General features: G+C 35.8%; 18 protein-coding genes and 1 tRNA gene. 9 read left to right on the top strand and 10 right to left on the bottom strand.

Features of this window, described 5'->3' with window-relative positions; genetic code table 11:
- Together UXI14_RS06345 and UXI14_RS06340 are read left to right on the top strand one after the other, a co-directional pair.
- Nucleotides 1–1,434: a RagB/SusD family nutrient uptake outer membrane protein gene (locus tag UXI14_RS06345; protein WP_335965397.1), complete on the top strand. Its 1,434-nt coding sequence runs from the start codon at nucleotides 1–3 to the stop codon at nucleotides 1,432–1,434.
- Nucleotides 1,434–4,058, top strand: a complete 2,625-nt coding sequence (locus UXI14_RS06340) for a prolyl oligopeptidase family serine peptidase (RefSeq protein ID WP_335965396.1) — start codon at nucleotides 1,434–1,436, stop codon at nucleotides 4,056–4,058. Before UXI14_RS06345 ends, UXI14_RS06340 begins: the two co-directional genes overlap by 1 nt.
- Before the next feature lie 68 nt (nucleotides 4,059–4,126).
- Here UXI14_RS06340 and UXI14_RS06335 read toward each other — a convergent pair whose 3' ends face one another.
- On the bottom strand, nucleotides 4,127–4,408 hold the full coding sequence (locus UXI14_RS06335) for a DUF6520 family protein (protein WP_335965395.1): 282 nt from the start codon (nucleotides 4,406–4,408) through the stop codon (nucleotides 4,127–4,129).
- Between the two features lie 58 nt (nucleotides 4,409–4,466).
- Nucleotides 4,467–5,972, bottom strand: a complete 1,506-nt coding sequence (locus UXI14_RS06330; protein ID WP_335965394.1) for a MauE/DoxX family redox-associated membrane protein — start codon at nucleotides 5,970–5,972, stop codon at nucleotides 4,467–4,469.
- A gap of 158 nt (nucleotides 5,973–6,130) precedes the next feature.
- Between UXI14_RS06330 and UXI14_RS06325 the strand changes: the two genes are divergently transcribed.
- Nucleotides 6,131–7,066 carry a hypothetical protein gene (locus UXI14_RS06325; RefSeq protein WP_335965393.1) on the top strand — a complete coding sequence of 312 codons (936 nt, stop codon included), beginning with the start codon at nucleotides 6,131–6,133 and terminating at the stop codon, nucleotides 7,064–7,066.
- Nucleotides 7,067–7,104: 38 nt separating this feature from the next.
- Here UXI14_RS06325 and UXI14_RS06320 read toward each other — a convergent pair whose 3' ends face one another.
- The 3 genes from UXI14_RS06320 to UXI14_RS06310 all read right to left on the bottom strand — a co-directional run bounded on the left by UXI14_RS06320 (nucleotide 7,105) and on the right by UXI14_RS06310 (nucleotide 9,718).
- Nucleotides 7,105–7,950, bottom strand: coding sequence for a toprim domain-containing protein (locus tag UXI14_RS06320; RefSeq protein WP_335965392.1), 846 nt, complete (start codon nucleotides 7,948–7,950; stop codon nucleotides 7,105–7,107).
- 205 nt (nucleotides 7,951–8,155) lie between these two features.
- The gene (locus UXI14_RS06315) at nucleotides 8,156–9,361 is read right to left on the bottom strand and encodes a primase-helicase family protein (protein ID WP_335965391.1); all 1,206 of its coding nucleotides are present in this window, start codon (nucleotides 9,359–9,361) and stop codon (nucleotides 8,156–8,158) included.
- Between the two features lie 75 nt (nucleotides 9,362–9,436).
- Nucleotides 9,437–9,718, bottom strand: coding sequence for a helix-turn-helix domain-containing protein (locus tag UXI14_RS06310; RefSeq protein ID WP_335965390.1), 282 nt, complete (start codon nucleotides 9,716–9,718; stop codon nucleotides 9,437–9,439).
- 412 nt (nucleotides 9,719–10,130) lie between these two features.
- On the opposite strand from UXI14_RS06310, the gene UXI14_RS06305 reads away from it, so the two are divergent.
- The 3 genes from UXI14_RS06305 (at nucleotide 10,131) to UXI14_RS06295 (ending at nucleotide 12,790) form a co-directional block, all read left to right on the top strand.
- Complete coding sequence (locus UXI14_RS06305) at nucleotides 10,131–10,364, top strand: hypothetical protein (RefSeq protein WP_335965389.1); 234 nt, start codon at nucleotides 10,131–10,133, stop codon at nucleotides 10,362–10,364.
- Complete coding sequence (locus tag UXI14_RS06300; protein ID WP_335965388.1) at nucleotides 10,348–10,650, top strand: type II toxin-antitoxin system RelE/ParE family toxin; 303 nt, start codon at nucleotides 10,348–10,350, stop codon at nucleotides 10,648–10,650. The genes UXI14_RS06305 and UXI14_RS06300 overlap by 17 nt, the downstream gene beginning before the upstream one ends.
- Before the next feature lie 490 nt (nucleotides 10,651–11,140).
- The gene (locus UXI14_RS06295; protein WP_335965387.1) at nucleotides 11,141–12,790 is read left to right on the top strand and encodes a S41 family peptidase; all 1,650 of its coding nucleotides are present in this window, start codon (nucleotides 11,141–11,143) and stop codon (nucleotides 12,788–12,790) included.
- A gap of 100 nt (nucleotides 12,791–12,890) precedes the next feature.
- Here UXI14_RS06295 and UXI14_RS06290 read toward each other — a convergent pair whose 3' ends face one another.
- Both UXI14_RS06290 and UXI14_RS06285 read right to left on the bottom strand, forming a co-directional pair.
- Entirely contained in the window at nucleotides 12,891–14,141 is a 1,251-nt protein-coding gene (locus tag UXI14_RS06290; RefSeq protein ID WP_335965386.1) for a site-specific integrase, read from the bottom strand.
- Nucleotides 14,142–14,391: 250 nt separating this feature from the next.
- Nucleotides 14,392–14,476 (bottom strand) — tRNA-Ser (locus tag UXI14_RS06285).
- A 258-nt stretch (nucleotides 14,477–14,734) separates the two neighbouring features.
- On the opposite strand from UXI14_RS06285, the gene UXI14_RS06280 reads away from it, so the two are divergent.
- The 3 genes from UXI14_RS06280 to UXI14_RS06270 all read left to right on the top strand — a co-directional run bounded on the left by UXI14_RS06280 (nucleotide 14,735) and on the right by UXI14_RS06270 (nucleotide 17,891).
- Nucleotides 14,735–15,367, top strand: coding sequence for an NAD(P)H-dependent oxidoreductase (locus UXI14_RS06280; protein WP_335965385.1), 633 nt, complete (start codon nucleotides 14,735–14,737; stop codon nucleotides 15,365–15,367).
- 80 nt (nucleotides 15,368–15,447) lie between these two features.
- Entirely contained in the window at nucleotides 15,448–16,650 is a 1,203-nt protein-coding gene (locus tag UXI14_RS06275) for a DegT/DnrJ/EryC1/StrS family aminotransferase (RefSeq protein WP_335965384.1), read from the top strand.
- A 104-nt stretch (nucleotides 16,651–16,754) separates the two neighbouring features.
- Nucleotides 16,755–17,891: a hypothetical protein gene (locus UXI14_RS06270; RefSeq protein ID WP_335965383.1), complete on the top strand. Its 1,137-nt coding sequence runs from the start codon at nucleotides 16,755–16,757 to the stop codon at nucleotides 17,889–17,891.
- An 8-nt stretch (nucleotides 17,892–17,899) separates the two neighbouring features.
- On the opposite strand, the gene ribB is transcribed toward UXI14_RS06270, so the two are convergent.
- The 3 genes from ribB to UXI14_RS06255 all read right to left on the bottom strand — a co-directional run bounded on the left by ribB (nucleotide 17,900) and on the right by UXI14_RS06255 (nucleotide 21,354).
- Entirely contained in the window at nucleotides 17,900–19,051 is a 1,152-nt protein-coding gene (ribB, locus tag UXI14_RS06265; RefSeq protein WP_335965382.1) for a 3,4-dihydroxy-2-butanone-4-phosphate synthase, read from the bottom strand.
- A gap of 96 nt (nucleotides 19,052–19,147) precedes the next feature.
- Nucleotides 19,148–20,665, bottom strand: a complete 1,518-nt coding sequence (locus tag UXI14_RS06260) for an LptF/LptG family permease (protein WP_335965381.1) — start codon at nucleotides 20,663–20,665, stop codon at nucleotides 19,148–19,150.
- 41 nt (nucleotides 20,666–20,706) lie between these two features.
- On the bottom strand, nucleotides 20,707–21,354 hold the full coding sequence (locus UXI14_RS06255; protein WP_335965380.1) for an outer membrane lipoprotein carrier protein LolA: 648 nt from the start codon (nucleotides 21,352–21,354) through the stop codon (nucleotides 20,707–20,709).
- Nucleotides 21,355–21,388: the final 34 nt, after the last annotated feature.

Below are 21,388 nucleotides of genomic sequence, written 5' to 3'. Positions count from 1 at the left end.
ATGAAACAGAAACTTATATATAGACAGAAGATATGGAACTATTATAATAGATTGACTGCATATAGCTTTTTATATCGGGTAAAAGCAATTGGTTATTGCTGCATCGTTTTATTGAATTTCTCCTGCGAAGATTTTGTGGGAGTTGAACTCCCCTCTTCTCAATTGGGCACCGAAGTTGTGTTTAAGGATGCCGCATCGGCCAATGCAGCAATGACAGGGGTTTATGCCAATATCAGGGATACCGGTATCCTTAGCGATTTGAGCTACGATATGGGTTTGTACAGTGATGAACTTGACCTATATGGTTCGGGAACGACCAATGCACAGGGCTTTTATCAAAATTCACTAATGCCATCAGATAATAAAATAGGATCCTGGTGGAACGACACTTATTCTCAGATATATGATGTAAATGCTATTATTGAGCATGTAAATGGATCAAACAACCTTTCTGAAGATTTGGTGAACCAATTAATGGGGGAAGCGCTTTTTATCAGGGGAATGTTACATTTTTACCTTTCCCAGGTTTATGGTGAGATCCCATACATCACAACAACTGATTACAAGGATAATACAGCTGTCTCAAAAATGGCGGTTGTGGATATTTTTACACATGTGGAGGCGGATTTATCAGAGGCTGTTTCTTTACTCCCGGGCTCCTATTCTACTGATGACAGGACACGGGCCAACAGAGCGGTGGCAATGGCCTTTTTGGCAAGGGTATATTTATATAATGGAAAATGGGAAAAGGCGAAACAAATGGCAGGTTCTGTACTTGAACAGACAGACCTGTATCAATGGGAAGAAAATTTGGAGTCGGTCTTTTTAAAGGAAAGCAGCGCTACACTGCTTCAATGGTATCCTAAATTTGAAGGGAATAATACACCGGAAGGAAGGATTTTTATTTTTGATAGCGCACCACCGGACAATGTTGCGTTAGCCTCCGATCTAGTGAAAAGTTTTCATCCTAACGACCTGCGATTAACGCATTGGATCCGTAAAATATCAGATACCGAAGAAAGTTGGTATCACTCATTTAAATATAAAGAAAAAGGCAGCTCGGATCCTGTGAAAGAATATAGTGTAATGCTTCGGCTGGCAGAAATCTATTTGATAAGAAGTGAAGCCAGTGTACGATTAGGTGACTTTGACCTAGCTTTAAGTGATTTAAACAAGGTAAGAACAAGGGCTGGATTGGCAGCTATAACTACAAGAGCTCCGAAAATGCTTTTGGAATTAATAGGAGAGGAACGTAGGCATGAATTCTTTACCGAGAATGGACATCGTTTCTTTGACCTAAAGCGCAACAACAGATTGGATCGAGTATTAAGTGGAATAAAAACAGGATGGGTTTCTACAGATCAATTGTTGCCCCTGCCCGAAAGAGAATTAGTATTGAACCCCCAGCTTGAACCTCAAAACCCCGGATACTGATGAAAATACATTTTGATAGAAGGGCTTACGACACATCCCCGTATAGTTTAACCATTTACCCTATGAACAAGGTCCTGGGATGTTTGCTATTTCTTTTTCATGTCTTTGGGATCGGACAAAATACACCGGAAAGCAATATAAAACCTGAAGATTATAAGAAGTGGTACGGATTATACGGTACTGGGATATCAGATGACGGTCATTGGTATTATTATACAAAACATTATCAAACGGCAGACTCCTTAACTATTAAAGAGGTTAAAGGAGATAAGCACTATACGTTTCCTCAGTGCGGCAAGGTTGATTTTCTAGGAGGTAATTTAGTGGGGATTAGTTGTGGACAACGACAAAAATTAGTCAACCTATTATCTGGTAACATTGTAATCTATGAAAGTGGGACTAAACTACGGCTAAGTAAGAATAAAAATCATCTTATTATATACAACCGAAAACAAAAAGAATTGAAACTCACCGATCTTAGCGGTTCAAATTCGATGGTATTCTCAGGTGTTTATAAATATGCGGTGGACAAAAAAATACAAAACATAGCCATATGCGCTAATGAAGATGGGAAAAGCGTCCTGAAAATCATTGCAATGGATGCCGATGTTAAGGTACTCAATAACAATCTGTTAAATAACAGGAAGGTTCTGGATCTATATTGGGATTTAGAAGGAAGGAAGTTGGCTTACACGCTCAGTAGTAAGGAAAGAATAGGTGACTCGATAGACTCAGGATTATTAAAGGTCCATGATTTAAGGTCAAACAAGACATATGTGTTCAACCCGGAGAATTTTGATGATTTTCCTTTGGGATATCAAATTATAAGGAATAGTAATATGTTCCGTTTTTCCAATGACGGGAAAAGAGTGTTTTTTGCTTATCGGGAAAAACCCACTGGACATAAGGATCCTATTCCGGAGATTTGGAAATCAAATGATCCTTATATCCATGACCGGATGAAATGGTTGGAATTTCCGATGGTGGGGATGTGGACCCTACATACGAATAGATTCCTAAAGGTTACCGATGCACAGTTTCCCGATGCTCTTCTAAATGGGGATCAACAGTATGCATTGGTCTATAATTCTATATTATACGAACCACAATCAAGTAGCACTCCACCAGTGGATTTATATGTGATGAATTTAAGGACGGGCAAGAGGGCTTTATTGTTGGAGAAGTATCCGCTGAATGCATATAATATACGCTTTAGCCCGTCGGGACAGTATTCACTTTATTTTAAGGAAAACCAATGGTGGCTCTATGATTTTAAAAGGCTTACACATCATAGCCTAAGCAAAAAATTAAATAAGGTGTCGGAAATGCCTTATCTAGCGAGATCTCCCTTAGAATCTCCACCGCCTGGATGGAACTATAATGAAACTGAACTATTGATGTTTGATGCGATGGATTTATGGAGTGTCCCTATTGCCAATAAGCCTGCTTACCGTATTACCAATGGCAGAGATACTGATACTAAATACCGTATGTCGAAACTTTTTTCATTGAGGGATAATTCGAACAAAGGCAGAATGCACGTTTTTGGCAGGCAAGAGCGAATACTGTTGTCATTAAAAGACACAAAAAAAGATCAGGTCGGTTATAGTATATGGGAAAAGAATCATGAAATCACACATATATCTCATGAACATGCTTATCTGAGTTGGCCACATTTATCTTCAAATGGAAATGTTTTAAGTTATGTAGAAGAGAAGTACGACAGGCCCCCACGATTGATACTCTGTGATCTTGACCAAAAAAGGAGCAAGGTGGCCTTTCAGAGCAACCCCCATTATAAAACTTACAGAGAAGGCGTCTTTAAGATAATTCATTACAGAAATAAGAATGGTGATGAGTTGTCCGGGCTACTACGCTTTCCCTTAAATTACCAAAAGGATTCCCTGTACCCAACCGTTGTTCGTGTTTATGAGCGTCAAATGCAATATAAAAATCGATATACCAATCCCAGTTTTTATAATGTAACAGGGTTTAACCCAAAGAACCTGGTCGCAGATGGCTATTTTGTGTTCCTTCCCGATATTCAATACACCATTGGCGAGCCTGGTTTTTCAGCGGCAGACTGTATTGTTTCCGGTATCAAGGAAATTATGAAGGTTCAAGGGGTCAACCCTAAAAAAATAGGTCTAATAGGACATTCATTCGGAGGGTACGAAACGCTTTTTGCCATTACACAAACTGATTTGTTTGCCACCGCGATTGCCGGTGCAGGGATCTCGGATTATATAAGGCATTATATGGATTTTGACGGGACCACTTCATTAAATTTCGATGATCTCGAATACGGTCAGCTTCGAATGGGCGCTTCTTTATTTGATGATTACCTGGGGTATATAAAAAACTCTCCTTTATACCATGCAGATTCTATCCATGTTCCTTTTCTGTTATGGTCGGGCAAAGAAGATTATCATGTCAATAAGCATCAAAGTGTGCTATTTCATCTGGCAATGAAGCGACTTGGGAAGCCAAATACTTTTTTATTTTATCCGGGCGAGGATCATAATCTGAGCGACCCTGAGAGTCAGAAAGACGCCACCATACGATTTCATCAGTGGTTTGATCATTATTTAAAGGATGAACCTAAAAAAGGATGGATGCCATAAATATTACTGTAATATACAAAAGGGGGAAAAGTTCCCCCTTTACTTAATCATGAATTAAATTTAAAGGTTTAATCAACCGGTCGGTAAAGTTTCTGTGTACACTCATTTCCTTCAAGGTGGTACAATTTTTCCCCAGCTGGATTGTAATCAACTGTACAATCGACCCCGGTGTTTTCTGAGGTACAGGTTGTGGAAATTTCACATTCCTCCTCTGGATTATCCGGTTGTATAAAACCCGGTTCCAAAGCTGACTTTTCAGCTTTTAAGTTCATTGCATTTGTGGTAAATGCTCCTGTGGCGGCTACTACCATAACCATGATTGGCAGCCATCTTTTTAAATCTGTTTTCATAATAATAACATTTTGATTTATGACCTACTCTTTTTACAGGTTTTCGATCTTTCCCCTTTCATCGCGATGTATTGTTGATTGGAACGATTTTTAAAAATTGTTCCAAATTATATTGAACGATTTTGTTTCCTATAAAGCCGTAAAATGAATTTTCTATAATAAAGAAATCCGTAAGTTTTTTATCACTTTCATCGTAGATATAAAAGCTTCCCAAATAATTTCCGTTGGCCGTATTATATACATCAATTGTTTGAGATTGATCCCAGGTGTTGTCCGGTTCATATTGCCCCTTTATTTTTGAACGAACGTACAAAAGTTGGTCAACTACATATGTAGAAGGATTTACCATGAGTGAAGAGACCAATTTTTGTTGGTGCTTATTCAATAAGGTATCAATTTTCAATCGGGCTTTTGAAATCGTATCGATAGTTTGATATGTACGAATCTCCTTTGATGTCAGGTTCATTATAGTAAAACTGTTTCTGTAGTAGTATGTATAGATCAGTTCATGTGGGCAATCATCATATTTTAAAGAGCCATCCACATCAAACACGCCATCTTTTTGTTTCCTTAAAACATTTGGATACAGGTGATAAGGAAGCCCGTCGGTAATTTTTAAACGCCCTACAAGCGATGCCCCGTGTAATCTAGAATACGTTTTGAATAATAATGTGTTTTCTTTTTCTAATTGATAGTCATCGAAACGCATGCTCCCCTCAAAACGACCTGTAACGTGCCAATTGCTTATGGTACCTTTTATGATTCTTGATATATAACCATCGATCAAATAAAAATTGGGAGCTTGAATTCGAACTTGGGAAACCTTGGTAGGAAGATCCTCTTTGTTAATTTGGATACTGTGGGTTTGTTTTCCGCCAAAATTTCTTTGGAAGGATGTTATCTGCAATGGATTGTAATAATCTCCAAGGTAAATAAGCTGGTCATCATTTCCTGCATAATAATAGACATTCCCTTGTAAATCGATTTCATTGACTTTTTTTACATAATGAACATACCTTCGGATAAAAGGATTTTCTTCGTAAATGATTCGCTCTGAGGTTAGAAATAATATTGCAACTGTCCCGATACCAATAAATGCTATCACTGAAGGCATTATGTAAGATATATGTTTGTTCTTATAATTTCTTTTTCTGAAAATAAGGATGGCCAACAATGCTATGATGATGAAAGATAAATTAAAAATAAAATGCGTTTTCCATCCCATTTTTTCCAGCACCCCGCCACAGGAACAAGGGATATTGGAAGCATGGTTTAAAATGATATAAATATAGGTGCTAAACATGACCATGAGGGCCAATGAGGCCAACAAGCCTTTATAACGTGTGTTTGTGTACAAAAGCAGAAAGGCAGTGAAAATCTCAGCAATGGGAACGGCCCAGGCCAACCAACCGGCATAGGCGCTCAACATGGGGGATTGGGCCAGTTGAATACGGAAGTTTTCAAAATCCAATAGCTTGCTTATCGCCGCATATACAAAAAGCAGTATGAACAGATAGCTGATGATTTCAGTGATTAAGCCCGTATGTTTTTGATACCATTTCATGTCATTTGCGATTGTTCGGTTTGTTTTCCCAGAGATGTACACCAATTAGGCGTAGTTTAGGAAAATTGTATTGAGGTGTTAATTGAACCAAACAGTACCGAATATGAGAGCTGTATATATAAAATTCGTGCTTTGTCTGTCGAAAAGGATTAGGTAAAATGGGGCTGGGAAAATCATATAATGCTGAAGAAGATGAAACATTGACCAACACCCAAGGCAAAAATGAACAGTTCAAATCAGCAAAAATTTTAGATATTCGTCTAATAAAACCCTTTCAGGGCATTCCAGCGGATATCACGAAGCTGCAGTTACTACCGACACTAAATCAGGCTAAGGATAATAAAGACCGGACACGCACTCTTAATCTTCCGGCAGGTAAAAATTCTTATTTTAATAGATATGGAAGTACTATAGTAGTTAGTGATACGCTGCGAATTATAAGAGACAATCTTGCGGACGGGTACAGAACTGACACTGCCATGACAGTTTTATCCAGAGAGAAAGGTCTAGCCGCCGGTCATTCAGGCTCAAATGTGTCAACTAAAGGACAATCAGAGGCGCATAATCTTTTACGAAGTATGGTTATGGATGTCCTTACTGATGATGATATAAACAGATTGGGGCTAAAGGAACGAGAGGATGTAGTATCTGCTATTTTTTCATCAGTCGTCGTTACTTCAATAGCCCCCGCTGAAACAGTCCGCTATACGTTTTCAAATGGTGCCACTCTGAAGGACAAGAAAGGAGGAGAGGATTATGAACGAAACAGGAACCGGCTGAAAGAAAGGGTGGATTTACAAATGGATGAAATCAGAAGTAAAAATAATAAACTGATAAGGAAACATGTGAATAAATATCTTATGAGTACTCAAAAAGATTCTATGAGCTCACCTTTAAGATCTCTTGATACGGAAAGACCACATTCACCTATGCGTGATGAAGGAGAAAATTCGGGTTATTTCATACAGGGCGGGAAATATTTAACTAAGAAACGCAAAAAAACAGAGACTCTTAATCCTCCTAAAGACCGTAACTTAATGGGTATGTATATTACTGGGCCATTTAGAGCAAAACGACGAAGGCTTAATCAATAATTACTGAACTATTAAAAAATACGGTTGCCAACACCCACTCATTTTTTCATCCACCACTGGTTTAGATCTTTATAGTCTTTATATAATTCAGACTTATCTACAGCCCTTGAATGCGCACCCAATAAAAATTCGGTAGCTTTTTTACCTGCCTTATCCCGATCCAAATAGAGGGCTACCTGCTTGTAATCTTTCAAATAATCAGGAACTCTTTTAACAAATGCCACTGAGTTTAAAACAAGGAGGTCTGCTTTTTTAGAAAGAGCAGAATCGTAACTGACCAGGGAAAGCAAATCAAACATACCTTCACATATGAGGAGCTTGGACTGTTGATTTTTGATAAGGGTGATGTCCTTGGGAGAAACACTGTTTTTATATAATTTGTTTCGAAGTTCATAACCTCCAGAAACATTATCAAGACCCATGGCAAAATATTTTTTATCCTTTAGCCTATAATGGACTTCTTTACAATAAAGCCTAGCCACAACGGGTTTAATTTTCCGGAATTTTAAATAATCGAGTAGGGCAGGGTGGTTGATGGAATTAACTTTTATAATTTTAATACCTGGCTCTTTTTCCAAACGAGGCGGCTGATGAAAAGAAAAATCCAAAGTTTCCTTGTCCAATACCATCAAAGCTTCTTTAACCGAACATTGTTTTATCAGACAAATAAGATCAATGACATTGCCACCGATACCGGCACCGTGATCATACCATCGATTTAAACGTAAAGACACTTTGAAAGAGGCCTCCGATTCTGACCGAAAAGGACTTAGGAACCAAGCTTCTTTCTCCGACTTCCGAGTGGGAAAATGCCCTAGTTTTGCAAGTGTTTGAATAATGCAAATACTGCGGGCTGTTTCACAATTCAATAGTTCTTTTTTCATATGCTTTATTTTGTAAGTTTTTTTAATGATTTGATGATAAATCTTGTTCATCCCTTTAATAGTAGGGCTTCACAGCTTCATCAATTTTTCATCACTTCATCATTTTTGATTGTAACACCTAAATTCCTGTCATCGTTTTTTATTTTGATGAACAAATGATGATATATTGATGACAGCTTTAGCATAGGTTTTTACTGGGGTTATCTCAATCTGTCATCGATTCATCAAAATTTTCCAATAAAAAGGCTTTTTTCACCGTAAAATAGCGTCCCTTAGCATCCACGAGTTGCATGGAGGCATCCTGCCATATGACCAATTTTTGATAGCTCAGGGAATTATCCTTGTTCTCGAGTTTCCAATCCTTTTTCAATAACCTTCTGAGTTGGGTCAGATCAGTTTTAATCCGAGTCCTGCTCAAGAGTTGTAATGCATCTAAGGGACAAAGATGTATTTCATTGCTGTCGAACTGTTCCATAGCACCTAAGAGAATAGTGGCAAGTTCTTTTTCTACCCGGTTTCTATTATTTTGTACGAGTCTTATAAGGGCTTTGGTCTTTATCTGTTTCGGTGTAAACCACATTCTTGTGCTATGCGGGGTAGATAACTTCCGCCCTCGTAAATAGAAAAGGAAAGCTGGGATTTCCGATATCAATTGATTAAGGAAATTTGTAATCTCCTTTTTAACGGATGGGACTTTCAATACCCAAAAACGGGTCTCGTTTCCATCAATTTTTATAAAATTATCCTCATTGTTACTACAAAGTATAAATTTACCAAAAAATTCTACTTCCCTTTTGTCCTTTCCTTTGGCTTCCAGTTTGTTAATGTTCGTGGTACTCAGATATTTTATTCTTTCGGTTAACTCTTCTTTGTTAAATAAAACTTCGTCTATGCAAATGAGTAGCTTGTTTGCCCAATCGGCATTGAATTGACTACTGAAGCTATCATTGGTAAGATAGGTTAAGTTATTTTCAAAGATGGCCTTCAACCATTTTATAAAGGTGCTTTTACCAGTTGAACGTTCCTTGGAGACCAGACATAGAATGGGTAACACCTGTACAGGCTTTGTATAAAGTAACTGTAGGTAATCCAATCCCAGCTCAAAGTGCTTACCAAAAATATGCTGCATAAAACCTAACGAGGTTTGGCATTTTCCTTCTATTGGGATTGCCAGCAAAGGGGAGTAGGTATTATAGAATCCTTGATACTCCTTTTTGAAATCAATGTGGTTCGGGATACAAGTAAACCCATCATACTTTGGTACTTTACTTAGATAATCCTTTCCATGGTCTTGACGGATGGTCTCGATGTTCCAATGTACCAAAATTTCGTTGAAATGGCCTGCTATGGTCGGTGCCTGCACTAATTTGTAATATGATGTGCCTACCCTTAAATATGGTATTGTGTTCATAATTAAAATAATTTACAGCCTGTATTAGAAACACGGCTAAATGTGATATAAATAATAAGCGAAGAGCGCTAAGGGCTATCGTTTGTTTAAGGCATAATTCAATGCCTCTTTTTTAATCTCACAAGTAGATTTTCGATCATTTCTTAAAAGCCACTGATTAAGGCGATCGATATCGAAGTATATCATTTTTCCATTAGGCTTGCTATGAGGTATGTTTCCGGCAGCAGTTAATTTATATAGATAACTTCTTGATATCCCCGTGTAATCACATGCCTCTTCCAAGGTGAGTACTTTTTTAGTACCCAATAAAAGGTTTTCAATCCTATCGAGTCTCTCTTCTAATTTAATGTTGTCCATTGTATCTGTTTTAAAGATTAATAATGAACAAAGCGCTTTGTTTTCTTTAGTAGAATTCTTGTGATAAAAGTAGAAAGAAAGATAAAGTAAACTTTGTAAAATATAAGATTTTTATTCACAAGTTATTATGAATCAACACATTGATGTTGTTTCGATATAACTAAATCTAAATTATATTTAGCTTATTATATTTAATATCAAAGAATATGAATTACTGATAGATAAAATTACATTCAAATGCCTGAAATCAGAGTTATTAACAATAATAATTCCATAAAGTAATTTTAGAATACCATTTCAATGCGGATGCATCTATTGGATAGTTATGAGTTTACAAATTACACTGTTAGATAACAGTTAAAAAATTCATGTTCTAATAAAATGGTAACATTAAATTTGTAACTTTGGTATTATGGATTTAAGTTTAGAAAATAAAAAAATTGAATTAATTCAATGGCTGTCTACGTTAAATGATAAGTCATTGATAGATAAATTAATGAAATTACGGGAAAAAGAGAAAACGGACTGGTGGAATGAAATTTCTTTAGAGGAGAAAAAATCTATAGAAAAAGGAATTCAAGATGCTGATAATGGAAAACTGACTTCTCACTCAAGTGTAAAGGATATTTATGAAAAGTGGTTATAAAATATTGTGGACTGACCACGCAATCTCTGAACTTAAAGAAACTATAGAATACCTTGAAAATAATTGGACAGAAAGAGAACTAAGAACTTTTTCCGCAAAATTAGATCATACTATAGAATTGATTTCTAAAACACCTGAAATTTTTCCAGCATCATTTCAAAAGAAAGACATCCGAAAGGCTGTTGTTGAAAAACATAACAATCTGTACTATAGAGTTAGTAATAATATAGTTGAGATTGTTTCCTTATTTTCAAATAGAAAAGATCCTGATAAGAAAAAAATATAAAACCATTGGATAACAATGACTTCTTTTAAAAGCACTAGTCTGGATTCTTAAACTTAATTATTTTTATGCGTGTCGAAGATGAAGTTTTGATTCATCTATTATACAGTCTAGAAATACACCAAAAACTTTCTTTATTGTTGGGTATTGTGGTTTCGCCATAGAACAGAATGTCCTGAAGATATAGCATTTATGATAGATTTCAACCAATCTTTATCATATTCAAACTTAAATTATTTCCATTTGGAGTGGAATGTTCGGCTATTTTACTATCTAAAATTGGTATTCCTGTTATAAAAAAAGAGGGCAAGCATATGTTATCTATAACTTTTTCAGAGCAACCAATTTTGAATAGACGTTGATGATGATGTTCTATTTTTGACCCTTTATTTTACTTTTTAAATAATTTATTTCTATAAACTAAAAGTTTAGTTATATTTGTTTTTAAACTAAGTTTTTAGTTTAAAAATGTTATCTGAGAAATTATTCCTTTATGAAGAGATCCGTTTTTATTTTCCTTATTGTTGTATTAACCCATAAAATATCTTTAGGACAAACTCATTTGTCTGAAACAAATAAACTATCAAGTTTATGTAGAGTTTGGGGTTTTCTTAAATATTATCATCCAAATGTAGCAGCCGGGAATTATAATTGGGATCAGCAATTATTTACTATTTTGCCAAAAGTTAAAAGCGCTAGTTCAAGGGAGGAATTATCTCAAATTTATTTGAATTGGATTGATAGTTTAGGAGAAATAAAAAACAGCAATAATTCTCAGTTAAATTTAACTGTAAAGTATTTTGAAAAAAACTTTGATTTGAGCTGGATAGATAATAATAAAGTCTATACATCAAAGCTTGCAGAACAGTTAAAATATATCGAACTAAATAGACATCAAGGGGAGAAGTATTATGTTACTTCAGTTGATGGAATCGGAAATATACAAGTAATTAACGAAATTGATTACAAGGATTTTGATTGGAAAAATAAAAATTTAAGGCTTTTGAACTTGTTCCGTTATTGGAATATAATCGAATATTTTTTTCCTTATAAATATCAAACAGATCTTTCTTGGGATAAAGTTCTTGATAAAATGCTTCCGAAATTTATAAATCCGGGCACAGAATTAGACTTTCATATGGCTATGTTGGAATTAATAGCAAATATAAATGATAGCCATGGTTTATTTAAGACACGGCAAACAAGATCTTTTTTTGGCTATTACTATCTTCCTACAAGATTCAAGTTAATAGATGGGAAAGCTATTGTAACAGGATTCTACAATGATTCAATAGGGCAGTTGGAGGGATTAAAAAAAGGAGATGTAATAACCAATGTTAATGGTCAACCTGTGCAGTCTATTTTTAAAGAAAGAGAAAAGTTTATTTGCGGCTCAAATCTTTCTAAAAAGAAATTTAATGCATATGATGCCATCTTTAATGGCTCCACAGATAATGTAGTGTTGACATATCAGAGAAAGGAGCAAGCATATACCAAATCATTTAAGCGCTATAAATTTCCAGAATTCAATTACAAGTGGCACCCCCCTATAGAGAAGTATAAAATATTAGATGGTAATATCGGTTGGGTTGATATAGGTATGTTAGAAAAGGATGATGTAGTTCCAGTTATGAATGAATTAAGAAGTACAAGAGCGATTATTTTTGATCTTAGAAAATACCCTAATGATGTAGTATTTCTAGTGGCAAATTATATTAGTTCTCAAAGAAAGAGCTTTTATAAGAAAATTTACCCTGACTTGAACTATCCCGGGAAATTTGTTTGGAAAATAGGTAAGGAATGTGGTAAGGATGGTAGTTTAAAATACTCAGGAAAAGTTGTTTTATTAGTCAATGAACAAACTCGAAGTGCAGGGGAATTTGTAACCATGGGGCTACAAACAGGAGACAATGTAACGACTATTGGCAGTCAAACTTCAGGAGCTGATGGAAATATTAGTAGATTTAAAATGGTTGGAGGATATAAAACTATGATTAGTGGTATTGGGATTTTCTACCCCGATAATACAGAAACCCAACGGAAAGGTGTTAAAATTGATATTCAAGTGAACCCAACCATTCAAGGAATAATTAATGGTGAAGATGAAATTCTGGATAAAGCTATAGAGTTTATTAATAAATAAAATCTCGGATCAATTAGAACTTTAGTGAGCAATTATTCTATAACTACACTAATTATAGATAATTACTTATTAAAAGCTTTTTGCCAAAAATAAAAAGGACTTATTGATTTACAGACTTTTTAGTATCAGCCCGATCTTTAGCACTCATTTTCAATCTTAAAGCGTTCATATCCTCACTCACTTTTTTATCTATAATTTTAGCATAATGTTGTGTAGTTCTCAAAGATTTATGCCCAAGCATTTTGCTTACCGATTCAATAGGAACACCATTTGTAAGTGTTACAGTGGTAGCGAAGGTATGACGTGCTAGATGAAATGTTAGGTTTTTGTTTATCCCACATAGATCTGCAATTTCTTTAAGGTAAGCATTCATTTTTTGGTTGCTTAAAACAGGAAGTAAGAGTTCGCTGTTAAAAGATTCTTGGGATACTTCATAACTATCAATGATTGCCTGTGGTATAGGCAGGATAGGAATATTACTCCTGGTATCTGTTTTTGTCCTTTTGGTTTTAATCCAATTTTGGCCATCGATTCCAATAACAATATCCTTTTTGGAAAGCTTTTTAACATCAGCATAGGCTAAACCTGTAAAACAACTAAAAACAAAGATATCCCTAACTTGATTTAATCTATCGGTTAAAAAATTTTTATCTATTATTTTTTGAATTTCAGTTGCAGTTAGATATTCTCTGTCAACAATTTTAAGTTTTGATTTCCAGTTTAGGAAAGGGTCGTTACTAATCCAATCATTGGCAAGTGCAATACGAATGATTTTTTTAAAATTAGTTATATACTTAACAGCGGAATTATGAGCGCAATTTCTTGAAGTTTTAAGGTAATACTCAAATCCTGTTATGAATTTATGATTTACATCTTTTACCGGAATATCTTTTACCTTGTATTCCTTTAAGATATAATCTGAAACATGTTTTTTAGCCGTTTTATATCGCTCTGCCGTTCCGGCAGCAAAGTCCTTACCTACTAATCTGTTTACCTCATTATTATGCTCTTGAAAGATTTCAATTAGCATTTTATCCTTCCTGTCTTTTCCCAGGTAAATGTTTTTAATTTGTTCAGCTGTAATCGTAGTTTCATTTTCAGAGAGTTGAGCTTGAATTTTATTAATTTTATTTTGGATTGAGATCATATATTGGTTCAATTCAAGAATATCGGGTGTTTTCCCTGTTATTTTCCCTGTATCAGAATTCCATTTTTCCAATAAAACTTTACGTTTTATACTAAATTCACTTCTTTTCCCATTTACTGTAATTCGCGCATAAATAGGAGCTTTCCCGTTTTTATCAGTATCATTTCCACGTGGATAAAATATTATGGAGAAGGTATTTTGCATAGGTGCGTACTTTTTTAGTGCCATTAAAGGTACAAAAAAAATGTTCATCAACACTTGATTTAGCCTTGTAACTATTTGATTTAAAGTATTTAATATGTAATTCGGTGCGTAAATTTATTTATAAAAAATACGCACCGAATCCCGCTCCTTTTATTTGGTTTTAGATGGTTTTATTTGATAGCAAGCAAAATTAAAAAAGCCCGTAAACTTAATGTTTACGGGCTTTTAGCGGATTTTGATAAATTTCCAGCGGAGAAAGAGGGATTCGAACCCCCGGAGGTGTGACCCTCAACAGTTTTCAAGACTGCCGCATTCGACCACTCTGCCATTTCTCCAGTACTGCTCTCATTGGAGGCGTTTTCCGCTTCGACCTCCCGATAGCTATCGGGACTGCCATTTCTCCATTGCGGGTGCAAATATAGAAACCTTTTTTAATTCATGAAAGACTAAAATATACTTTTTTTTAAATATTTTTTTTCGGGTTGACTATCAGAAAGATATTTTTCTTATCAATTTGTATTATAGGGATATCCTTACAAAAAAGTAAGCATAATATGTGGCAATACCTTATTTTTGTATAAAAACGATTGATAATGAGTGTAATTAATGCCTTAGAATGGCGCTATGCTGTTAAAAAATTCGATAATTCCAAAATACTCCCCCAACATAAAATAGATATTTTGAAGAAAGCGTTTAATTTAACAGCGACTTCTTATGGCCTGCAACCGGTAAAATTACTGGTGGTTTCCAATAAAGCGCTACAATCAAAGCTCAAAGAAGCTTCCTGGAACCAGCCGCAAGTTACAGATGCCTCCCATATATTGATTGTGTGTATTGAAGACCAAATAGATAGTGTCTATATTAAAAACTACTTTAACCGGGTAAAGCATGTTAGAAATACCCCGGAAGACATTTTGGAGCCTTTTCAGGATTTTTTAATCAATGATTTTGAAAGTAAATCTAAAGAAGAAATAATCAATTGGGCAAAAAACCAAGCATATTTGGCCATGGGCAATCTTTTAACAGTGTGTGCCATTGAAGAAATAGATGCATGCCCAATGGAAGGTTTTGTAGCTGATCAATACGACAAAATTTTAAATCTGCATACCCAAAACCTGAGGTCGGTATTGGCTTTGCCGGTTGGTTACCGTGCCAAAGACGATATGTTTTCTGGATTTAAAAAAGTTCGTAAACCAATAAGCGACAGTATTATAGAAATCGACTAAAAGGATTAGTTATTTAAAATTTGCCATATAGATGTGCTTTTAGCTACATTTGTGTATTAAGCAATGATAAAATAATAAAAATGCCAGGATTTGAACTTTTTGGAGATAAAGAAAGGGCACAGGTTAACGATGTGCTGGAAAGCGGAGTGTTAATGCGTTATGGTTTTGACGGAATGCGTAACGGGCATTGGAAAGCCGTTGAACTGGAAAAAGCAATTTCCGGGAGAATGAAGGTAAAACATACACAATTGGTAAGCAGCGGGACATCGGCATTGACCATAGCCTTAGCTAGCGCAGGTATTGGTGCCGGAGACGAGGTAATCATGCCCACTTTTACCTTTGTTGCAAGTTTTGAGTCGATTATAGCACTTGGGGCAGTTCCTGTTTTAGTTGATATAGATGATACATTGACTTTGGACCCAAAGAAAGTTGAAGCAGCAATTACCTCCAAAACAAAGGTGGTTATGCCGGTTCATATGTGTGGCTCCATGGCACAATTAAAAGAATTAAAGCAAATATGCACAAAACATAACTTATTGCTTCTAGAAGATGCTTGTCAGGCCATTGGTGGAAGTTACAACGGGAAACCTCTGGGAAGTTATGGAGATTTAGGTTGCTTTTCTTTTGACTATGTAAAAACCATTACCTGCGGTGAAGGCGGGGCCATAATTACCAATAACGATGAATATGCGGTTCATGCCGATCACTATTCCGATCATGGGCATGACCATACAGGTAAAGATAGGGGAGCAGAAGCACATCCTTTCCTTGGATATAATTATAGGATTTCGGAGTTGAATGCAGCCGTTGGTTTGGCACAAATACAGCGTTTAGACGAGTTTTTGTCGATTCAGAAGAAAAATTATACCGTTTTAAGAAAAGCTATTGAAAACATTCCTGGAGTAAGCATGAGGCGTGTTCCGGATGGCGGAGAAGAAAATTATTCCTTTCTAAGCTTTTTCATGCCAGACGAGGCCACGACCAGGGAAGTGCATAAGGCTTTGGGCGAAAATGAAGTAGATGGTTGTTTTTATTGGTTCGATAATAATTGGCACTACATAAAAAAATGGGATCACCTAAAGGATTTAAAAAGCTTAGGAAAATTGCCCGAAGAAGTAATTAATGGGCTTCCCGATTATCATTCGCAAGACTTTGGTCAATCAGACCATTGGTTGGGAAGGACTATTTCTGTATTGATAAAATTAAGTTGGACAGAAGAAGAAACCAAAGCACGTGCCCAGAAAATAAAAAGCGTATTAAACGCTTGTTGTGTTGGTGCATAATAGCTTATTATAGAGTTTTCTAAATAAAAAAAGCAGTTTCTTATTGAACTGCTTTTTTTGTAGATTATTTTTTCATTTATTAGCAGTTCCTAAATAATTCTATAATGAAGATACATTACCTATTATTTCTATTTTTGGTCAGCTTTCATGCATTTTCCCAGAAAGAAGGAAAAAATCATGTGGTTGATTTGCTCGATTTTAAAGATGAAGAAGTCCTTCATGCCTCATTTTATATAGACAACGTTGTTGATAATAGAATTTATAAAGAAAACATAGGGTTTGCCCAAAAAGGACCATTTAATAAAGATGTTCCTGCCGTGTTCCCCGATAGTTTAAGCGTTACGCTTCAGAATTATTTTAACAGACGACTTCCCAATAAAAATGATAGCTTATCTGCAATTACAATAAGGATAAATCAATTATTGGTTTCAGAGAAAACGGGTTTTGCCAGTGAAACAGGTACGGCCATTATTAACATGGACTTTCTCAAAAAGAAATCCGGGAACACGTATTACTTACTCGATTCATATGTAAAGAGCATCACTAAAAATGCAGTTATGGATGCAACTTCAAAACATGATGATCGCTTACGTGAATTATTAAACGATGGATTGAATCAATTCAATAAGAATATTGCAACGCTATCAAAAGAAACGAATGTGATTTCAATTGAAAATAAAACGATTATCTCTCCACTCATTGAAGGAGTACCGCCCAAAGAAGGTTTTTATCCTTCATTTTCAGAATTGTACAGAAATCAATCTATTCTCGATTCTGGTTTGAAGGAAAAGAAACGGAAGGATGACAAGCTTTACTTTGAATCTGACAATAAAAAAGAACCATCCTTTTATGCATATTCCAACGGGAGCGATATCTATTTAAACGCCACAATATATTCGGAAGATAAACATTATATCAAAACAAAAAGAGTAGACGACTTTCTACTGTTTAACGATACTTTTGTAAATGAAAACAGTGTTGCCGCCTTGTCGTTTACTTTCGGTTTAATGGGTGCTTTAATAGGGAACCAAAATAACAATGTTTTACTGGATTTGAGTACCGGGAAATATTACCTTTTAAGTGGTTCTAAAATGAAAGCATTACTTAACGGCCTAAATAAAAATTTATTCAAGCTTTATAAAAAGAACGACAGAAACACCGAGGAAATTGCTAAATTGTTGGAATATGTTTTTGAAAATACTCCGGACAAAGAAAAAGCAAAAGCGATAATTAGGTCGTAAATTAACTTTTAATACCCTACGTATTCAACTATTTCAAGTCCGTAGCCAATAATTCCCACTCTTTTTGTTTGTGAAGAATTGGACATTAACCTGATTTTTGAAATATCCAAATCGTGCAAAATCTGGGCACCAATACCAAAATCTTTGGCGTCCATATTTATTTTTGGAGCTCTCATTTCTCCTTCTGCCTGTAATTTTTTTAATTCCGTTAATCTTTTAAGTAAGTTTAAAGAATGGCTTTCCTGATTTATAAAAACAATGGCGCCTTTGCCTTCTTTGTTTAATTGCTTGAACATATCGTCCAGTTTTTTATCGGCATTGCTGGTAAGTGTGCCAAGGATATCGTTGTTTACCAAGGTAGAATTTATCCGGGTTAAAACGGGTTCGTGTATGTTCCAAGAGCCTTTAGTAAGGGCAATATGTACTTGGTCGTTGGTAGTTTGCTTGTACGCCCGAAGCCTGAATTTTCCAAAACGGGTTTCAATGTCAAAATCTTCTTTCTTTTCAATCAAACTATCGTGCTGCATTCGATATGCAACCAAGTCTTCAATGGTAACAATTTTTAGATCGAGTTGTTTGGCAACTTGGCACAGTTCTGGGAGTCTGGCCATGGAACCGTCTTCGTTCATGATTTCTACAATAACCCCGGCTGGGTTTAATCCGGCCAACCGTGCAAAGTCGATTGCTGCTTCGGTGTGTCCTGTACGGCGTAATACACCGCCTTCTTTGGCAACCAATGGGAAAATATGTCCGGGTCTTCCCAGTTCAAAGGCCTTTGTGTTTGGGTCTATTAGGGCCTTAATGGTTTTAGCCCTGTCTCCGGCAGAAATCCCGGTAGTAACACCATAACCGCGAAGGTCTACCGAAATCGTAAAGGCAGTTTCCATGGGGTCGGTATTATTGCCCACCATGGGGTGTAAATCTAATTCTTTACATCTTTTTTCGGTTAATGGGGTACAAATAAGCCCGCGGCCGTATTTGGCCATGAAATTTATCATTTCCGGCGTTACTTTATCGGCGGCGGCTACAAAATCTCCTTCATTTTCCCTATTTTCATCATCTACCACAATAATAACCTTTCCGTTTCTTATATCGGCAATGGCTTCTTCTATGGTGTTTAGTTGAATATCAGACGTAGACATTATTGTTTGAGTGTTCATTGCAAATTTTTATCAAAAGTACGTAAATTTTTCCCATTGAAAATTAAACATACCGTTATGCTTCATATTAAAATAGTTGCTTTTGCGGAAAGGCCTTTATTTTGATTCTTCTGACTTTTTCTTCCTAAGAAAACTAAAAAATCCTGAAATACTGGCTATTAAATTCCCGGCATCAAAAACAGCTTTGTCTGCAGTTGCCCTTCTCGTTAAGAAAATTCCCAACGGAAGCATAATAATCGTGGCTATCCAGGCACCAATTGCAGGAGGAATGCTGCCGTCTTCGGCATAGTTTTTTGTAAATATTCCTATAAAATGATAGGTAAGAAACAAACCAATGGCCAGTACCATGGGAAGACCCAACCCTCCTTTTCTTATAATGGCACCAAGCGGGGCACCCACAAAAAAGAGTATAAAACAGGCAAAGGCCAACGAGTATTTTTGGTGAAGTGACAAAATATGGTGGTTGTACAATTTTATCCTTCTGCTCAAGTCCCATTTTTTCCCCTCTAATGTAGATTTTGTATTTTTTACGGTATTAAGGGCCATGTCTATAAGCTGATTTTGCCTATAATCTTCAAAAATAGTCACAACGCTGTCTATGTTCTTTTCAATTTTTGACTTTATTTGCTGAACATCGGTAGTTTTTTCTTCCTTTTCAGCAATATCGTCTTTTTTGACGGGAGATGGTTTTGAGGTTTTTTTTAACTGAAGGTTCGCCGCACCGGTGCGCTTATACACATTTTCGCCAAAATTGCTAAAGATCTTTTTATTGTCTTGTTTTAAGGAATCAATGGCATAGTCCAACTCGCTTACATTTAGCATTTTAAAAGTGTTCTTGACCTTTTCTTCTTCTAAATCGACATTGTTTAGGTTTGTAAGGTCCATGTAAATGGTATAACTATCAAAGCTTGCTTTTGCATAGGGGTAATTATCGCGCTTGTCGCGGCTAGATGCTTTTAAGTCTTTATAGTAATTTCCGTCGATTAGTTTTAGTTGAAGGATATTGGAATTTTTACTGCTTATTAATTTGCCGTCCACGGACTTGATAACGGTGTTGTTAAGCCCGCCATCGGTAAGTTGGTGGATAATTACATTGTCCAGTAAATTGTCGTTGTTGCCGTGCTTCTTATCTACTTTCATGCTAAAATCTTCGCCAACATTGCTAAAAACCCCTTCTGTAATTGCCATGGCGGGTTTCATCTGTGCAATGTTCCTGCGTAGGTTGTACGATTTGTATTCGGCAGCGGGAATAACATTATTGGCAAAAAAGAAAGTACCAACACTTAAAAAGGTAATAAAAATAATAAGTGGCCTCATGGCCCGGTACAGCGATATTCCGGATGCTTTCATTGCGGCAAACTCATAATTCTCGGCCAGGGCACCAAATGTCATGATAGAAGCCAAAAGCACCGTAAGCGGAAGTACGTTGGGGACAAGGTTGGGGGAGTAGTAGAACAGAAACTTCCCCACAATTGCCAAATCGATATCTTTTCCCGCAAATTCGTCTATAAAAAACCAAATTGCCTGAAAAATAAAGATAAACATCAATATAACAAACGAACTGATGAAATTATAAAGAAATCGGGATAAGATGTATCTGTCTAATATTTTCACTCCCCTAATTTTTGTAAGTGCTTGTGTATTTTTTAAGTAACTTAATTTTCGATTATGTAATACCCAAGATCGTCGTATTTAGCCTGGTTAAAGGTAAACATAGATTTGGATATGGGTTCGTTTGTTTTAAAAGAATTAACGGTAATGGTTGTTTTTGTACCATTGCTCCCAACTTCTATTAAATTATAGATATGTTTGGTCTGGGCATCTATGCCCAAAAGGATTTCTTTTATTTCTGAATTGGAATCGATGGGGGTTAATTTTACAAATTGAATTTTCCTTCCTTTTATGTCCTGAAGGATGTCCCAGCTGTAATTATAGCCTTCTTTATAAAAAGTAAGCATTTTTGAAGGTGTAATATTGCCTTCAGAATCGCCTTCGTTCGCTTCAATAATTACTTCTTCATTTTCAGGGATAATGGTATAGGTTTTACTTCCATCAAAAATCTTCGTGGCCCCAAGATAGTTAAACACATATTTATCGCCTTGAATGGTAACATCTCCTTTGGTTTCCTGGTGGATGTTCTCTGCGCTGTTGTCCAACGCATACTTAAAGTCTATGTAGATATTATCGTAGCTTTTTACCTTGTTGTAAACATCGTCTAAAAGCGCTTTGGCCTTAGGGTCTTTTTGTGCGTTTACTGAGAAAGATAAAATGATGGTTGCTATTAAAAAAAATACTTTTTTCATTATTGATAACTTTAATTTTAAAAATCGACAAATT

Source organism: Galbibacter sp. PAP.153 (genome assembly GCF_037029175.1).
Lineage (GTDB): Bacteria > Bacteroidota > Bacteroidia > Flavobacteriales > Flavobacteriaceae > Galbibacter > Galbibacter pacificus.
The sequence above is the reverse complement of the archived record's forward strand: the minus strand, read 5'-3'. Positions and strand labels throughout refer to the sequence as shown.

Excerpts from the sequence above, each read along its gene's own strand:
- UXI14_RS06345 (WP_335965397.1), top strand. The coding sequence starts at position 1 with ATGAAACAGAAACTTATATATAGACAGAAGATATGGAACTATTATAAT.
- UXI14_RS06340 (WP_335965396.1), top strand. The coding sequence starts at position 1,434 with ATGAAAATACATTTTGATAGAAGGGCTTACGACACATCCCCGTATAGT.
- UXI14_RS06335 (WP_335965395.1), bottom strand. The coding sequence starts at position 4,408 with ATGAAAACAGATTTAAAAAGATGGCTGCCAATCATGGTTATGGTAGTA.
- UXI14_RS06330 (WP_335965394.1), bottom strand. The coding sequence starts at position 5,972 with ATGAAATGGTATCAAAAACATACGGGCTTAATCACTGAAATCATCAGC.
- UXI14_RS06325 (WP_335965393.1), top strand. The coding sequence starts at position 6,131 with ATGGGGCTGGGAAAATCATATAATGCTGAAGAAGATGAAACATTGACC.
- UXI14_RS06320 (WP_335965392.1), bottom strand. The coding sequence starts at position 7,950 with ATGAAAAAAGAACTATTGAATTGTGAAACAGCCCGCAGTATTTGCATT.
- UXI14_RS06315 (WP_335965391.1), bottom strand. The coding sequence starts at position 9,361 with ATGAACACAATACCATATTTAAGGGTAGGCACATCATATTACAAATTA.
- UXI14_RS06310 (WP_335965390.1), bottom strand. The coding sequence starts at position 9,718 with ATGGACAACATTAAATTAGAAGAGAGACTCGATAGGATTGAAAACCTT.
- UXI14_RS06305 (WP_335965389.1), top strand. The coding sequence starts at position 10,131 with ATGGATTTAAGTTTAGAAAATAAAAAAATTGAATTAATTCAATGGCTG.
- UXI14_RS06300 (WP_335965388.1), top strand. The coding sequence starts at position 10,348 with ATGAAAAGTGGTTATAAAATATTGTGGACTGACCACGCAATCTCTGAA.
- UXI14_RS06295 (WP_335965387.1), top strand. The coding sequence starts at position 11,141 with ATGAAGAGATCCGTTTTTATTTTCCTTATTGTTGTATTAACCCATAAA.
- UXI14_RS06290 (WP_335965386.1), bottom strand. The coding sequence starts at position 14,141 with ATGCAAAATACCTTCTCCATAATATTTTATCCACGTGGAAATGATACT.
- UXI14_RS06280 (WP_335965385.1), top strand. The coding sequence starts at position 14,735 with ATGAGTGTAATTAATGCCTTAGAATGGCGCTATGCTGTTAAAAAATTC.
- UXI14_RS06275 (WP_335965384.1), top strand. The coding sequence starts at position 15,448 with ATGCCAGGATTTGAACTTTTTGGAGATAAAGAAAGGGCACAGGTTAAC.
- UXI14_RS06270 (WP_335965383.1), top strand. The coding sequence starts at position 16,755 with ATGAAGATACATTACCTATTATTTCTATTTTTGGTCAGCTTTCATGCA.
- ribB (WP_335965382.1), bottom strand. The coding sequence starts at position 19,051 with ATGAACACTCAAACAATAATGTCTACGTCTGATATTCAACTAAACACC.
- UXI14_RS06255 (WP_335965380.1), bottom strand. The coding sequence starts at position 21,354 with ATGAAAAAAGTATTTTTTTTAATAGCAACCATCATTTTATCTTTCTCA.